Annotated in this window: 16 protein-coding genes; 7 read left to right on the top strand and 9 right to left on the bottom strand. The window is 60.8% G+C overall.

The genetic code is table 11. The features are described from left to right. Window positions 1-66: 66 nt before the first annotated feature. The gene (metR, locus tag BUC40_RS06880) at window positions 67-987 is read left to right on the top strand and encodes a transcriptional regulator MetR (RefSeq protein WP_073264021.1); all 921 of its coding nucleotides are present in this window, start codon (window positions 67-69) and stop codon (window positions 985-987) included. A 4-nt stretch (window positions 988-991) separates the two neighbouring features. On the opposite strand, the gene BUC40_RS06875 is transcribed toward metR, so the two are convergent. Together BUC40_RS06875 and BUC40_RS06870 are read right to left on the bottom strand one after the other, a co-directional pair. Continuing rightward, the gene (locus BUC40_RS06875; protein WP_073264018.1) at window positions 992-2,314 is read right to left on the bottom strand and encodes an APC family permease; all 1,323 of its coding nucleotides are present in this window, start codon (window positions 2,312-2,314) and stop codon (window positions 992-994) included. A gap of 107 nt (window positions 2,315-2,421) precedes the next feature. Further along, complete coding sequence (locus BUC40_RS06870; protein WP_073264016.1) at window positions 2,422-3,240, bottom strand: carbon-nitrogen hydrolase family protein; 819 nt, start codon at window positions 3,238-3,240, stop codon at window positions 2,422-2,424. A 164-nt stretch (window positions 3,241-3,404) separates the two neighbouring features. Here BUC40_RS06870 and BUC40_RS06865 point away from each other — a divergent pair, with 164 nt between their 5' ends. The 6 genes from BUC40_RS06865 to BUC40_RS06835 all read left to right on the top strand — a co-directional run bounded on the left by BUC40_RS06865 (window position 3,405) and on the right by BUC40_RS06835 (window position 8,243). Further along, entirely contained in the window at window positions 3,405-4,190 is a 786-nt protein-coding gene (locus BUC40_RS06865; protein ID WP_073264014.1) for a helix-turn-helix transcriptional regulator, read from the top strand. A 58-nt stretch (window positions 4,191-4,248) separates the two neighbouring features. Beyond that, window positions 4,249-4,578, top strand: a complete 330-nt coding sequence (locus BUC40_RS06860; protein ID WP_073264012.1) for a DHCW motif cupin fold protein — start codon at window positions 4,249-4,251, stop codon at window positions 4,576-4,578. An 88-nt stretch (window positions 4,579-4,666) separates the two neighbouring features. Then, complete coding sequence (locus BUC40_RS06855) at window positions 4,667-5,059, top strand: protease inhibitor I42 family protein (protein ID WP_073265135.1); 393 nt, start codon at window positions 4,667-4,669, stop codon at window positions 5,057-5,059. Between the two features lie 128 nt (window positions 5,060-5,187). Continuing rightward, window positions 5,188-5,964, top strand: coding sequence for a carboxy-S-adenosyl-L-methionine synthase CmoA (cmoA, locus tag BUC40_RS06850; RefSeq protein WP_073264010.1), 777 nt, complete (start codon window positions 5,188-5,190; stop codon window positions 5,962-5,964). Beyond that, window positions 5,961-6,929: a tRNA 5-methoxyuridine(34)/uridine 5-oxyacetic acid(34) synthase CmoB gene (cmoB, locus tag BUC40_RS06845; protein ID WP_073264008.1), complete on the top strand. Its 969-nt coding sequence runs from the start codon at window positions 5,961-5,963 to the stop codon at window positions 6,927-6,929. The genes cmoA and cmoB overlap by 4 nt, the downstream gene beginning before the upstream one ends. Before the next feature lie 411 nt (window positions 6,930-7,340). After that, entirely contained in the window at window positions 7,341-8,243 is a 903-nt protein-coding gene (locus tag BUC40_RS06835; protein ID WP_073264004.1) for a LysR substrate-binding domain-containing protein, read from the top strand. Here BUC40_RS06835 and pdxJ read toward each other — a convergent pair. The 7 genes from pdxJ to lepA form a co-directional block, all read right to left on the bottom strand. Further along, window positions 8,240-8,983 carry a pyridoxine 5'-phosphate synthase gene (gene pdxJ, locus BUC40_RS06830; RefSeq protein WP_073264002.1) on the bottom strand — a complete coding sequence of 248 codons (744 nt, stop codon included), beginning with the start codon at window positions 8,981-8,983 and terminating at the stop codon, window positions 8,240-8,242. The two genes, BUC40_RS06835 and pdxJ, sit on opposite strands and share 4 nt — an antisense overlap. Beyond that, on the bottom strand, window positions 8,976-9,674 hold the full coding sequence (recO, locus tag BUC40_RS06825; RefSeq protein ID WP_073264000.1) for a DNA repair protein RecO: 699 nt from the start codon (window positions 9,672-9,674) through the stop codon (window positions 8,976-8,978). Before recO ends, pdxJ begins: the two co-directional genes overlap by 8 nt. Window positions 9,675-9,724: 50 nt before the next feature. Next, window positions 9,725-10,627, bottom strand: coding sequence for a GTPase Era (gene era / locus BUC40_RS06820; RefSeq protein WP_073263998.1), 903 nt, complete (start codon window positions 10,625-10,627; stop codon window positions 9,725-9,727). Then, complete coding sequence (gene rnc, locus BUC40_RS06815; RefSeq protein ID WP_073263990.1) at window positions 10,620-11,309, bottom strand: ribonuclease III; 690 nt, start codon at window positions 11,307-11,309, stop codon at window positions 10,620-10,622. The genes era and rnc overlap by 8 nt, the downstream gene beginning before the upstream one ends. Continuing rightward, window positions 11,306-11,683 (bottom strand): DUF4845 domain-containing protein, encoded by a 378-nt coding sequence (locus BUC40_RS06810; RefSeq protein WP_073263988.1) that lies wholly within the window; start codon window positions 11,681-11,683, stop codon window positions 11,306-11,308. Before BUC40_RS06810 ends, rnc begins: the two co-directional genes overlap by 4 nt. Window positions 11,684-11,788: 105 nt before the next feature. After that, on the bottom strand, window positions 11,789-12,643 hold the full coding sequence (gene lepB, locus BUC40_RS06805) for a signal peptidase I (RefSeq protein ID WP_073263986.1): 855 nt from the start codon (window positions 12,641-12,643) through the stop codon (window positions 11,789-11,791). Between the two features lie 5 nt (window positions 12,644-12,648). Further along, window positions 12,649-14,448: a translation elongation factor 4 gene (gene lepA, locus BUC40_RS06800; protein ID WP_073263984.1), complete on the bottom strand. Its 1,800-nt coding sequence runs from the start codon at window positions 14,446-14,448 to the stop codon at window positions 12,649-12,651. Window positions 14,449-14,634: the final 186 nt, after the last annotated feature.

The following is a 14,634-nucleotide window of genomic DNA, read 5'->3' as shown; positions in this document are numbered from 1 at the left end:
GAAACTCCCTTCATGAAATCCGCTCATCTTTTTTCAATATTAGTTGAATATTACGCAGGCGCTTAGATGCTAGAAATCCGTCATTTGAAAACGCTTCACGCGCTGCGTGAGACCGATAGCCTGGTCGAGGCTGCAGATCGCCTGCACCTGACACAATCGGCACTGTCGCACCAGTTCAAGGAACTGGAAGAACGCCTGGGCATGCAGCTGTTCGTGCGCAAGACCAAGCCGGTGCGCTTCACCAGTGCCGGCCTGCGCCTGCTGCAACTGTGCGACAGCGTGCTGCCTTTACTGCGCAGTGCAGAACGGGATCTGTCACGCCTGGCCGGCGGCACAGCCGGTCGCCTGCACATGGCCATTGAATGCCACAGCTGCTTCCAGTGGCTGATGCCGACCATCGACCAGTTTCGCGATGCCTGGCCGGAAGTGGAGCTTGATCTGGCTTCCGGCTTCTCCTTCGCGCCGCTGCCGGCCCTGGCCCGCGGAGACCTCGATCTGGTGGTGACGTCCGATCCCGTGGAATTGTCCGGCATCACCTACGTGCCACTGTTCACCTATGAAGCCATGCTGGCAGTGGCTAACCAGCACGCGCTGGCCAACCGGCCTTTCATCCGCCCCGAAGACCTGATCAAGGAAACCCTGATCACCTATCCGGTGGAACGCGATCGCCTAGATATCTTCACCCGCTTTCTCGAACCTGCGGACATTGAGCCGGCTCAGGTGCGCACCTCGGAGCTGACGGTGATGATGATGCAACTGGTGGCCAGCGGCCGCGGCGTCTGCGGCCTGCCCAACTGGGCGCTGCACGAGTACAGCTCACGCGGCTACGTGACCGCCAAGCGGCTGGGTGACAAGGGCCTGTTCGCCACGCTCTACGCCGGCGTGCGCACCGACATGCTCGATGCGCCGTTCATGCGCGACTTCCTGCTCACCGCCAAGGACACCTCGTTCGCCAACCTCGAAGGCGTCAGCGTCGCCCGGCAGTGATGCCTCAGGCTGCGTCGAACTGCAGCTCCGGCGGCTGGCGACGAAAACCCGAAGTCAACCAGGCCAGGTAGACGACGCCCAGCGCCAGCCAGCAAAGGCCAAGGGTGATCGCCAGGTGATCCAGGCTCACCATCAGCCACAGCGTGGCGAACATGCCGAGCAGTGGGAACAGCAGGTACTGCAGCAACTCACGGGCACCACGCCGGGCACCGCCGATCCAGTAGTGGAAAATGACCGACAGGTTGACCAGCGAGAACGCCAGGAAAGCGCCGAAGTTGATGAACGAGGTCGAGGTGGTCACGTCCAGCTTCAGCGCCAGCAGAGCCACCACCGCACACAACAGGATGCTCCCCAGCGGCGTACCGAAACGCTTGCTCAAGGTGCCGAACAAACGCTTGGGCAGCACGCCGTCTCGGCCCATGGCGAACAGCAGACGCGAGGCGCTGGCCTGGGCTGACAAGCCTGAGGTGAACTGCCCGACGATCAGACCGATCAGGAATATCGACACGAACAGATCGCCACCGATGTTACGGGCGATTTCGTAGGCTGCCGAGTCGGTGCTGGTGAACACGGCGCCAGGATGAGCGAGCTGCACGAAGTAGGCGGTGACGATGAAGATCAGCCCGCCGAACAGGGTAATCAACAGGATCGCTCTGGGAATGGTTTTCTGCGGATCGCGGGTTTCCTCGGTCAGCGTGCTGACCGCATCGAAGCCGAGAAACGAATAGCAGGCAATCGCAGCGCCGCCCATCACCAGCGGCAGGCTGAAGCTGCCGTCGAAGAACGGTTGCAGGCTCCACAGCGGTTTGCTGCCGTCCCCCGCCACGTAATGCACGCACAAGGCCACGAATGCCACCAGCACCAAAAGCTGCACCACCATCAGCAAACCGTTGACTGTCTTGGCCAATTGCAGGCCCACCATGTTGATCAGTGACGTCACCACGATGAAACCCAGCACCCAGACGGCCTGCGGCACCTCCGGAAACGCCGAGCCCAGGTAGGCTGCGCCGATCAGCCAGATGGCCATGGGCAGGAACAGATAATCGAGCAGCAACGCCCAGCCGGCGAGAAAGCCCAGCTTGGCGTTGATCGACTTGCGCACGTAAGTGTAGGCGGAGCCGGCCACGGGAAAGGCCGTAGCCATTTTCGCGTAGCTCAGCGCAGTGAATAACATGGCCAGTGTGGCGGCCACATAGGCGGCAGGCACCTGCCCGTTGGTCACGTCGGCAAGAATACCGAAGGTACCGAGCACGATGATCGGGGTCATATAGGCGATGCCGAACAGCACCACCGAACCCAGTGACAGGGTACGTTTGAGATTGGCCATTACTGCTACTCCGAGATTATGATTTTTATGGCAGAGCCGAAGTCGGCGAACACAGCAACGCTCACCGGGCGCGGCGTCCGGCGGCAATGCGGAGGTTGGCCTCCGTCTTAACGTGGAATCAGTAGTTCGCGACGCCCGTCCGGGTAGTCGATGCGCTCACCGGGCAGCGTCAGGCGTCGCTCGTCGAGGTAGCGGTAATCGCTGCAGGCCGCCTGAAGTTGATCCAGGTCGAGCTCGACGATCTGCCGACACTCTTCACGCCCGGCTTCGCACAGCATCCGGCCGAATGGATCGACCGCACTGCTGCCGCCCGCGAACACCAGATCGCCATCGCCACTGCCCACACGATTGACCATCACCGCGAATGCCTGGTTTTCCATGGCCCGCGCCATTATCGCCGTACGGTGGGTGGGGCCGTAGGGATCCATATTGCCGTTGGTGACGATGATCAAATCGGCGCCGAGCTGCGCCAGCGCCCGGGCGCTTTCCGGAAACTCGATGTCGAAACAGATCAGGATGCCGACCCGGATACCCTGCCAGGGCACCGTCACGTAGCGGTCGCCCGGCGTGAAGATGCCGCGGTCGGATGACCACAGATGGGTCTTGCGGTAGCGCATGGCGATACCGGCCGGGGTGATCAGCAGCGTGGTGTTGTAAAACACGCCGCAGTCATTTTCCGCCATGCCGATGGCCACCGAGACGTTGCGCTCGCGAACCGCCTGCTGCACGGCCTGAATCGTCGGGCCGTCGACCGGCTCGGCCAGCTCGGCGATATTGAGCGCAGTCGGAAACCCCATCAGATGAGTCTCCGCGAATACCAGCAGATCGGTACCTTCGGCGCGATCGTCAATCGCCTGCAAAGCGCAGCTCAGGTTGTATGCGGTGTCGCCATCACGGCCGCGCATTTGTACGAGTTCGATCTTCATCAAGATTTCCTGTTGTTTTGTCCCAGGCGGATAAAAAGCGTCAGAATCGGCCGGGTATTTCCTTGCCTGGCAGGTCGGTGAACTGCCAATGCCGTACCCCGAGTATGGCGGCAAGGATCGACGCCGGTAATCACGCAGGCGGGTTAACCCATTGGGGGTAGGAAGTGGGACTTTCGTTGCAGCACATCGCCTGGCACCAGTCGGTTGGCAAACTCATCGAGGGGCTGGATCGCCCGGGTTTCTGGACGGCGCTGGTGCGCGTGCTGGAGCAGTACGTAGCCTTCGACAGCTGGGTAGTGCTGATCTTCAGCGACGCGCGGCCACAGGTTCTCGCCGAGTGCCCAGGGCTGGACGGTGGTCCTGACACACTGTTTCTGGACTACCTCAAAGGCCTCTACCAGCTCGACCCGTTCTACATCGACAGTCGCGAACGAACCGTCGGCGGCCTGCTGCACCTGGCCGATGTGGCGCCGGAACGCTTCGAGCAAACCGATTACTACCAGCGCTATTTCCGCCTCAACGTCGTGGTTGACGAGGTGCAGTTCAATGTCCCCCTGGAGGCTGGCCGCACGCTGTGCCTGTCGCTCGGCGCGCAGCATCGTTTCACTCCCGAGAACCTCGCCCTGCTTGGCCTGGTGCAGCCCTGGGTAAGCGGGCTGATGCGTCAGCGCCTGACCTTCGACCAACAGCTACTCGGCAGCTCGACGCCTGGCCCCAGACGACCGCAAGCACCTGGTAGCGCCGGGCATCGCCTGGAAAACAGCCTCACGGCGCGAGAGCTGGATGTTGCCCGCCTGATGCTCAGCGGCTGCTCGGGCAAGGAAATCGCCCGTAAACTGTCCATCTCGACGGAGACGATCAAGGTGCATCGCAAACACATCTACGGCAAGCTGGGGATCAAGTCGCAATCAGAACTGTTTGCCCTGTTCCTACAGGCCCAGCAGGACTGACAGCCTCTCGGTCGGCGTCACCGCCGCGCCATGACTTACCACCCATCAGGAAACGCTCATGAACATCGCCGACATCCCTTTTGGCATTACCGACTGGAGCCAGGTGGACGCCACCGAGCATCCGGGCGAAACCGGCGTGGCCCATTGGAGAACCCGCCAGTTCGGCGCATTGCGGGTGCGCATGGTTGACTATTCACCCGGCTACCTAGCCGACCACTGGTGCAGCAAGGGCCATATCCTGCTGTGTCTCGAGGGCGAACTGCATACCGAACTGGAAGATGGCCGCCGCTTCGTGATGACCGCGGGCATGAGTTACCAGGTCGCCGATCAGGCCGAAGCGCACCGCAGCTCGACGAATACCGGCGCAAAGCTGTTCATCGTCGATTGATATCCACAGCATGAGTCGGCGCGGCGCGAGTTACACGACCACCATCTGCCGTTATGCTGGCAGTCGATTTCTGCGCCTGGAGCACACCATGATCAACGTCTACCGTCTGCCTCTCATCGCCAGTTTCGTCCTGCTGGGCGCCTGCGCCAGCCCGTCCAAGAGCGTGCAAGTGCAGAAACAGGCGCAATGCCCGATCAGTCTGCAGGCAGGCCAACAGTTGATCCTCAGCCTGCCGAGCAACCCGACGACCGGCTACCGCTGGGCAGTCCGTGAAGAGGCCGCGAAGGTGCTCAAGAGCCTCGGCCCGGAAGTGTATAGCAGCGCTGAAAACTCCGACTTGGTCGGCGGCGATGGTCATTCAACCTGGCGCTTCCAGGCGACAGAACGTGGTGAAGCACGACTGTTGCTGACCTACGCACAGCCCTGGGATGCCAGCGCAGAACCTGCCGAGACCTTCGATTGCCAGATTCGCGTGCGCTGAGCGCTGTCGCCGCCAATTACCGCAGCTGCTCCAATCAAGCCTTCGAAGCCCGCCTTCCAGCGGGCCTCAGCACTCGCGTTGCACTAATACCTCCGACAAGGTTTGGCTAATCGCCGGACTTGGCTAAAATGCGCGCCTTTCCAGCTCCGCGCAGACCGACCGTGAACAGACAGCCCGACCAACTTTTTGCCCAGCCACTGGATCAGGTGCCGGACTTCGTGTTCAACGAAGACGTGGCGCGCGTGTTCCCGGACATGATCAAGCGCTCGGTGCCCGGTTACCCGACCATCGTCGAGAACATCGGCATGCTGGCCGGCCAGTTCGCTCAGCCGCACAGCGTGCTCTACGACCTGGGCAGCTCGCTGGGCGCCGTGACCCAGGCGCTGCGCCGCCATGTTCAACTGGAAGACTGCCGGGTGGTCGCCGTGGACAACTCCAGCGCCATGGTCGAACGCTGCCGCGAATACCTGCACGCCCAGAACTCGATGTTCCAGGAGCTGCTGCCGGTCGAGGTCATCGAGGCCGATATTCTCGCCATGCAGTTCCAGCCGACCTCATTGGTAGCGCTGAACTTCACCCTGCAATTCATTGAGCCGGCGCAGCGCCAGCCCCTGCTGGCGCGTATTCGACAGGCATTGCTGCCGGGCGGCGCACTGATCCTGTCAGAAAAGCTGCGCTTCGAAGACGACGGGCAGCATGCTCTGCTCACCAATCTGCACGTCGCCTTCAAACGTGCCAATGGCTACAGCGAACTGGAAATCGCCCAGAAACGCAGCGCCATCGAAAACGTCATGCTGCCCGACAGCCTCGAGCAGCACCGCGAACGCCTACACGCTGCCGGCTTCAGCAAGGTGGTGCCGTGGTTCCAGTGCCTCAACTTCGCTTCCCTGGTAGCACTGCCATGATGCGCCGTATGGATCTGGACGCCCTGCAGGCCGAGCTCGCCGGCACGCCGCTGCAGGACTGGAGCGCTGACCTACCCGGGCAGATCGACGCCAAACTGGCCATCGGTCATGGCGACCTGGAGCGTTGGTACGCGGCGGTCGAAGCGCTGCCGGCGCTTGAGGCCGAGCAGATCGACCTGCTGCGGGACTTCAAACTCGACGGCACACGTGACGAAACAACCCAAGCGGCCCTGGATAGCGCCCTACGCGGCCTGATTCCCTGGCGCAAAGGCCCCTTTCATCTGTTCGGTGTGCACGTGGATACCGAATGGCGTTCCGACTGGAAATGGCAGCGCGTTTCACCGCACCTGAACCTGACCGGCAAACGCGTACTCGACGTCGGCTGCGGCAATGGCTACTACATGTGGCGCATGCTCGGCGACGGCGCCCGCAGTGTGGTCGGCATCGACCCGAACTGGCTGTTTCTCTGCCAGTTCCTGGCGATGAAGAACTACCTGCCGGACATGCCCGCCTGGCACCTGCCCCTCGGTATCGAAGAGCTGCCTGCAAAGCTGCTGGGCTTTGACACCGTGTTCTCAATGGGCGTGCTCTACCACCGCCGCTCACCTATCGACCACCTGCTGGAGCTCAAGGACTGCCTGCTCAAGGGCGGTGAACTGGTACTGGAAACCTTGGTTGTGGAAGGCGACGCCCAGCAGGTGCTGGTTCCCGAAGACCGCTACGCACAGATGCGCAACGTCTGGTTCCTGCCCTCGGTGCCGGCGCTGGAACTGTGGCTGCGCCGTGCTGGCTTCGTCGACGTACGCTGCGTGGACGTCAGCGTCACCTCGGTCGAAGAACAGCGCAGCACCGAGTGGATGCGTTACCAGTCGCTACCCGAGTTCCTCGACCCACTGGATCACCGCCGCACCCTCGAAGGCCTGCCGGCCCCGCGCCGCGCGGTACTGGTTGCGCGCAAACCCTGACAGCAGCGTCAATCAGCCCGATCACCTTTACGACGCCATTCAGCCTGCCGTGCGGCGATCATAACGAGTGGCATCTGCGCCCCATTGCTGACTCGCTCCCGAGCACTCCCCAGGCGCACCTGGCCCGCGCTTTCGAGCCTTAGCAGGCGGCGCATCTTGCGCCTCCAGCACCAGGCGAAGTACCAGTCGCCCAGCCACTGGGGCAACTCATGCGCAACAAGGCCCGACGACCTTGCCTGGGGGGTGCGCTCGTTATTGGCGGCATGCTGTTCGTTCGATCTCATGACAACTCTCCTCGACAGCCTGTGGTCACCGGTTATCGGTGACCGCTTGCCGACAGATTGAGTTACGCCTACTGTTAAGACAAACGAGTAATATCTAACAATCGATTAAGAAAATATTAACCAGACCATGAACAGCACATTGCTCACCGAACTGCCCGCTGCGCTGCCACTGCTGGAAAGCGATGTGCTGAAGACATTCGTCGGCATCGCCGAGAGTGGCAGCTTCACCCGCACCGCCGCGCAGGTATTCCGTACCACGGCTGCCGTTAGCCAACAGATCAAACGCCTGGAGGAATCCCTAGGGCGCACGCTGTTTCTACGCGAGAGCCGACGCGTGCGACTCACTTCGGATGGCGAGATTCTGCTCGGTTATGCGCGGCGCCTGCTCAAGCTCAACGAGGAAGCGGTCTCGCACTTTCTGGTTCCGAATCTGGCGGGTACCGTACGTTTCGGCACGCCATTCGATATCGGCGTAGGCGCCCTCCCCGACCTGCTGTCGCAGTTCGCCCTCAGCCACCCCGCGGTTCAGGTCGACGTATCGGTAGGCCGCAGCTGCGAGCTGATCGAGCGCCTGGATGCAGGGGAGCTCGACCTTACCTTGCTCAATACCGGCAATGGCGATGCCGACGACTCCCGAGGAGAAATCATCTGCAGCGAATCGCTGGTCTGGGCAGGCCGTGATGGCGGCTTGGCGGTCAAGCGCAACCCTCTGCCGTTAGCCGTCGCCAGCCTTGGCTGTGCCTGGCGACGTGCGGCCATGGACGGGCTGGATAGGCTCGGGCGTAGCTACCGCATCGCCTACTCAAGCGAGCAATGCGCGGGGCAGGAAGCGGCGTTACTGGCTGATCTGGCCATCGCAGCCTTCCCGGCCAGCCTGGTCAAACCGCCACTGCGCCGCCTGCCCCAGCAGGAACACGGGCTACCACCACTGGGCGACTATCACATCAAACTACTGCGCGGCAGCAACCGTGGTGCAGCTGCCGAAGCACTGGCAACGCAGGTGGCAGTGGCTTATGGAGCACGCCGTTAGTGTGATGCAGCGCTTTCGATCAGCTGCTTCATTTCCCTCACCGCATCCTTGAAACCAACGAACAATGCGTGGCTGACCAGCGCGTGGCCAATATTCAGCTCGTTGATGCCAGGGATCGCCGCCACCGGCTCGACGTTATGGTAATGCAGGCCATGACCGGCGTTGACGATCAACCCCAGCGCCCCCCCCAGGGAAACGCCTTCACGAATACGTTGCAGCTCGATAGCAGCGTCTTCCGGCGTGTGGGCATCAGCGTAACGCCCGGTGTGCAGTTCGATGGCCGGCGCGCCGACGCGTTTGCTCGCCTCGATCTGCAGCGGGTCGGCATCGATGAACAGCGAAACCTCACTACCAGCGGCCGCCAACCGCTTTACCGCTGCGGCAATCCGCGCTTCCTGGCCGGCTACATCCAGGCCGCCTTCGGTGGTCAACTCCTGACGGGTTTCCGGTACCAGGCAGACGTGTTCGGGGCGAATTTGCTCAGCGAAATCGAGCATGAAGTCGGTCACGCCCATCTCGAAGTTCATGCGTGTCTGCATCACCTCTTTGAGCACCCGCACGTCACGCTCCTGGATATGCCGGCGGTCTTCACGCAGATGCACGGTAATGCCATCCGCCCCCGCTTCCTCGGCATCTAGCGCGGCTTTGACTGGATCCGGATAGCGGGTGCCCCGCGCCTGGCGCAACGTGGCAACGTGATCGATATTCACACCCAGCAAAACACGATTGGCTTTAATCACGGGTCGGCTCCTTGAGCGTCATGAACAATTCGCGGCTGACCAAGGGTCGGCCGCCAAGATGAGGGGCTAGCGCTTGACGCATCAAACGCTTGGCGGCAGCTAGGGCGCCGGGCGCGGCCCAGTCTGCATCGGCCATGGCCAGCAGCTCGCTACCCAGGAATGCGCCAGGCTGCCAATGGCCGATGGGCAAAAAACCACTGTCTGCCTGCAATCGGTACAAACCGCTTTCGACGACAGCATCACCCTGTACATCGCTATCGAGGGCGAAACCATAGCCCAACTCGTCGAGCAGCCGCCATTCGAAAGCCCGCAGCAGCGGCTCAAGCGCACGGCCCTGGGCCAGCGCCAGAATGGTCAGGGCGTATTGCTCGAAAATGACGGGGTGCGGGTCTTCGGCTGGCAGCACGCGAATCAACAGCTCATTGAGGTACAAGCCACTGAACAGCGCCTCGCCGGAGAGCAGATTGGGAATGCCGGCGGCTTCCAACCTGGCAACGTTCTTCAGCTCGCCGCGACCACGGGTTTCCAGCTCGAGGGGGATGAACGGCCGAGCCAGGCTGCCGGCTTTACCACGAGCCCCGCGCAATACCGCACGCAAACGCCCCTGGGGCGTGAAGAAGTCGACCAGTGCACTGCTTTCACGGTACGCACGGCTGTGCAAAACATAGGCGGGCTGGCTGAGCGCAAGCATGTGGGGATCACTCGCTAGGATAGCCAGCCGCAAGGCGGCGGGATGCCGGGTCAGATATTGTCGTAGCCCAGCGAACGCAAGGCGCGCTCGTCGTCGGACCAGCCGCTTTTGACTTTGACCCAGAGGTTGAGCATGACTTTGGTGTCGAACATCGACTCCATGTCTTTGCGTGCTTCCTGGCCAATGCGCTTCAGGCGCTCACCCTTCTCGCCGATGATGATCTTCTTCTGGCCATCACGCTCAACCAGGATCAGCGCATGGATATGCATGATCCGACCTTCGCGCTTGAATTCCTCGATCTCTACGGTGATCTGGTAAGGCAGTTCGGCACCCAGCTGACGCATGATCTTTTCGCGCACAAGTTCAGCCGCGAAGAAGCGTCCGGAACGGTCGGTAATCTGGTCTTCGGGGAAAAAGTGCACGCCTTCCGGCAGGCGCTCACCAACCAATTTTTCCAGTGCATCGAGATTGTGCCCATGCTGAGCCGATACCGGCACGATCTCGGCACTGGGCAACTGCTCGGCCAGCCACTTCAGGTGTGGCATCAGATCAGCCTTGTCATCCAGGCGGTCGGTCTTGTTGACGGCCAGGATTACCGGGCCCTGCACGTACTGAATACGCTCGAGCACCATCTGGTCTTCGTCGGTCCAGCGAGTCCGGTCAACCACGAAGATCACCACGTCGACGTCCTTCAACGCCGACGCCGCGTTCTTGTTCATGTAGCGGTTGATCGCCTTCTCGTTGTTCTTGTGCAGACCTGGGGTGTCGACGTAGATCGCCTGCACGTCACCCTCGGTCTTGATGCCGAGCATGTTGTGGCGGGTGGTTTGCGGCTTGCGCGAGGTAATCGCCAGCTTCTGACCGAGGATGTGATTGAGCAAGGTCGACTTGCCCACGTTGGGCCGGCCAACAATGGCGACGTAGCCACAGCGTGTTACAGGCGAATCAGTCATTGCCGTTCTCCACACCCAGAGCGATCAGCGCTGCCGTCGCCGCTACCTGTTCGGCAATGCGGCGGCTGGCGCCTTGGCCCAGGGTTTTGTCATTGAGTAGATTGACCTGACACTCGACCACGAATGTCCGGCAATGGGGCTCGCCCTGAATGTCGACCACTTCGTAACGCGGCAGCTCACAGGCGCGCGACTGCAGAAACTCCTGCAGGCGTGTCTTGGGGTCTTTGTTGGTGTCGACCAGCGTCAGGCCATCCAGCTCGTTGGTCAGCCAGGCCAGCACGCGCTCGCGCGCGGTGTCCATGCCGGCATCCAGATAGATGGCGCCGATCAGCGCTTCCAGCGCATCGGCTAGGATCGAATCGCGACGAAAGCCGCCGCTCTTCAGCTCGCCAGAGCCCAGACGCAGGTACTCGCCAAGGTCGAAACCGCGAGCCAGAATGGCCAGCGTTTCGCCCTTGACCAGGCGCGCGCGCAATCTGGAAAGTTGCCCCTCGCGTGCCTGCGGGAAACGCTCGTAGAGCGCCTCACCGGCGACGAAATTGAGGATGGCATCACCGAGAAACTCCAGACGCTCATTGTTGCGCCCGGCAAAACTACGATGGGTCAGCGCCAGGATCATCAGATCCTGGTCCTTGAAACTGTGCCCCAGCTGTCGCTCGAGGCGGGTCAACGAAACACTCACGGCATTCGCACACGGAATTCTTTATCGAAATTAACCACCAGATCGATGTTCTCGATCAGGTGCTCACGTTTGTCATATTTGAGGTGGGCAAGAAATTCATTGCCATCCTGGGTCACTTTCAGCACGTCCTGCATGTTCAGATCGCGGATGCTGTTGACCGTCATGCCACGGCTCACGTGAGCGTAGAAATCGGCCACGGTTTTGACGCTCTCCACACGGTCGGTTTCCACCGAGGTGATGATCTTCTGCATCGACATGTAGTCGAGGTAATGCGGCACCACCTTGAACGCCGTGCTGGCCAGAAACGCTACAACGGCAAGCACAACCAGCCAACTGACGATCGACAAGCCCTGCTGCGAGCGCGCGAATTTCATATTTATCCCCAAAATATCCAGATAGTCCGATGCGCATCAGGCGCATCACAAGACTATAGATAGCTGGCGGCGCCGTATTGAACGGCGCCGCAAATTTTCATCAGATCAGTGAATCAGCCCGACGCGGGAGAGGTTCGGCAGAGACTTGAACTTCGGATCCGGCCAGCTCATCCAGATGGCGAATGCCTTGCCGACGATGTTGCGATCCGGAACCATGCCCAGTACATCTTTGGGGATATTAGGGTCGTTCCAGTAGCGGCTGTCATTGGAGTTGTCGCGGTTGTCGCCCATCATGAAGTAGTGCCCTTCAGGAATCGTCCACTCCTTGCCCGGTTCGGCGCGGTAGCGGCTCATTTCCTTGCGGATACGGTGCTCGACTTCACCCAGGTGCTCACTGTATAGCGTGGCGCTACCCAGGCTGCCCGGCTCTTCACCGATCAACTGCTCGGCAACCGGGTTGCCGTTGATGAACAGGCGCTTGTCGTTGCTGTAGCGCACGTGGTCGCCTGGCAGGCCTATCACCCGCTTGATGTAGTTGACGTTGGGATCGCTCGGGTAACGGAACACCATGACGTCGCCGCGCTGCGGGTCACCGACTTCGATCACCTTAGTGTCCAGCACCGGCAGGCGAATGCCGTAGGCAAATTTGTTGACCAAAATGAAATCGCCCACTTCCAGGGTCGGAATCATCGACCCCGACGGAATCTGGAACGGCTCGACCAGAAAGGAGCGCAGCACCAGCACGATGGCCAGCACCGGAAAGAACGACTTGCCGTATTCAACCAGCAAGGGTTCCTTGTTGAGCTTCTCGACCACTGCGTCGTCGACTTGCTCGACCTTGCCCTGGTAACTGGCGATCGCTGCACGACGCCGCGGCGCCAGGAATACCAGATCGAACAAGGCCAGCGCGCCGCACACGGCGACGGCAATGACCAGCAACAGCGGGAAATTGAATGACATAGGCCTCAGCTATCCAACTTGAGTACAGCAAGGAAGGCTTCCTGTGGAATCTCCACGTTCCCCACCTGCTTCATGCGCTTCTTACCGGCCTTCTGCTTCTCCAACAGCTTGCGCTTACGGCTCACGTCGCCGCCGTAGCACTTGGCCAGAACGTTCTTTCTCAATGCCTTGACAGTGGTCCGTGCCACGATCTGGCCGCCGATGGCCGCCTGAATCGCAACATCGAACATCTGTCGAGGGATTAGCTCTTTCATCTTTTCGGTCAACTGACGCCCTTTGTAGTGGGCGTTGTCACGGTGCACGATCAGCGCCAGCGCATCGACCTTGTCGCCGTTGATCAACACGTCCAGCTTGACCAGATTGGCCGACTGGTAACGGTCGAAATGGTAGTCCAGCGAGGCGTAGCCACGGCTGGTGGATTTCAGACGATCGAAGAAATCGAGCACCACTTCGTTCATCGGCAGGTCGTAGCGAACCTGAACCTGGGTGCCGAGGAATTGCATGTCGCGCTGAACGCCACGCTTCTCGATACACAGGGTGATGACGTTGCCCAGGTGCTCCTGCGGTACCAGGATGGTCGCGGCCACGATCGGCTCGCGGAAATCCTCGACCGAAGAAACATCCGGCAGCTTGGACGGGTTGTCGACGTAAATCGTTTCACCGGTCTTAAGCAGAACTTCAAAAATAACGCTCGGCGCTGTGGTGATCAGATCCAGGTCGTATTCGCGCTCCAGGCGCTCCTGGATGATCTCCATGTGCAGCATGCCGAGGAAGCCGCAACGGAAGCCGAAGCCGAGGGCGTCGGAGCTTTCCGGCAGGTATTGCAACGATGAATCGTTGAGGGTCAGCTTCTGCAGCGCATCGCGGAAGTCCTCGAAGTCGTCGGAGCTGACCGGGAACAGGCCAGCGTAAACCTGCGGCTGAATCTTCTTGAAGCCCGACAGCACTTCGACGTCTGGCGTCGAGCTGAGGGTCAGGGTGTCACCTACCGGCGCACCGTGAATGTCCTTGATGCTGGCGATGATAAAGCCAACTTCGCCAGCCTTGAGATCTGCGGTGGCGGTGTGTTTGGGGTTGAACACCCCCACGCTGTCGACCAGGTGAATCTTGCCGGTGGACTTGACCAGGATCTTGTCGCCCTTCTTCACCCGGCCGTGACGTACACGTACCAAGGAAACCACGCCCAGATAGTTGTCGAACCAGGAGTCGATGATCAGAGCCTGCAACGGCGCCTCGATGTCGCCGGTCGGTGCCGGAATGGTCTGCACCAGGCGCTCGAGCACTTCATCGACGCCCATGCCGCTCTTGGCGCTACATGCCACGGCGTCGGTGGCGTCGATACCGATGATCTTCTCGATTTCGTCCTTGACGCGATCCGGATCGGCTTGCGGCAGGTCCATCTTGTTCAGCACGGGCATGACTTCCAGGCCCTGCTCGATGGCGGTGTAGCAGTTGGCAACCGACTGCGCCTCGACGCCCTGGCCAGCATCAACCACCAGCAACGCGCCTTCACAGGCAGCCAGCGAACGGCTTACCTCATAGGTGAAGTCGACGTGCCCCGGGGTGTCGATGAAGTTCAGCTGATAGGTGATGCCGTCCTTCGCCTTGTAATAGAGCGTGACGCTGTGAGCCTTGATGGTGATACCGCGCTCACGCTCCAGATCCATGGAATCGAGAACCTGGGCCTCCATCTCGCGCGCAGTAAGGCCACCGCACATCTGGATGAAACGGTCAGCCAGCGTCGACTTGCCGTGGTCAATGTGGGCAATGATGGAAAAATTGCGGATATGACTCAGGTCACTCACAGGACAACACTCGAAAAAGGCCGCAGGCGACTGCCCGCCGAAAATAGCCGCAAAGTTTACCCGAGTGGTTGCCCCCACGTCACGTCAGGACAACCGCGCGAGCGCAGTTATTGGCCATCTGCCCGCCTCACCCTGCTTAAACGTCAGGCTTTACCGAGTAGCCGGCAGTACAAGAGCAATGAGACG

This window comes from Phytopseudomonas punonensis (genome assembly GCF_900142655.1).
Lineage (GTDB): Bacteria > Pseudomonadota > Gammaproteobacteria > Pseudomonadales > Pseudomonadaceae > Aquipseudomonas > Aquipseudomonas punonensis.
Note: the sequence above shows the minus strand (reverse complement) of the source record. Positions and strands in the feature narration are given on the sequence as shown.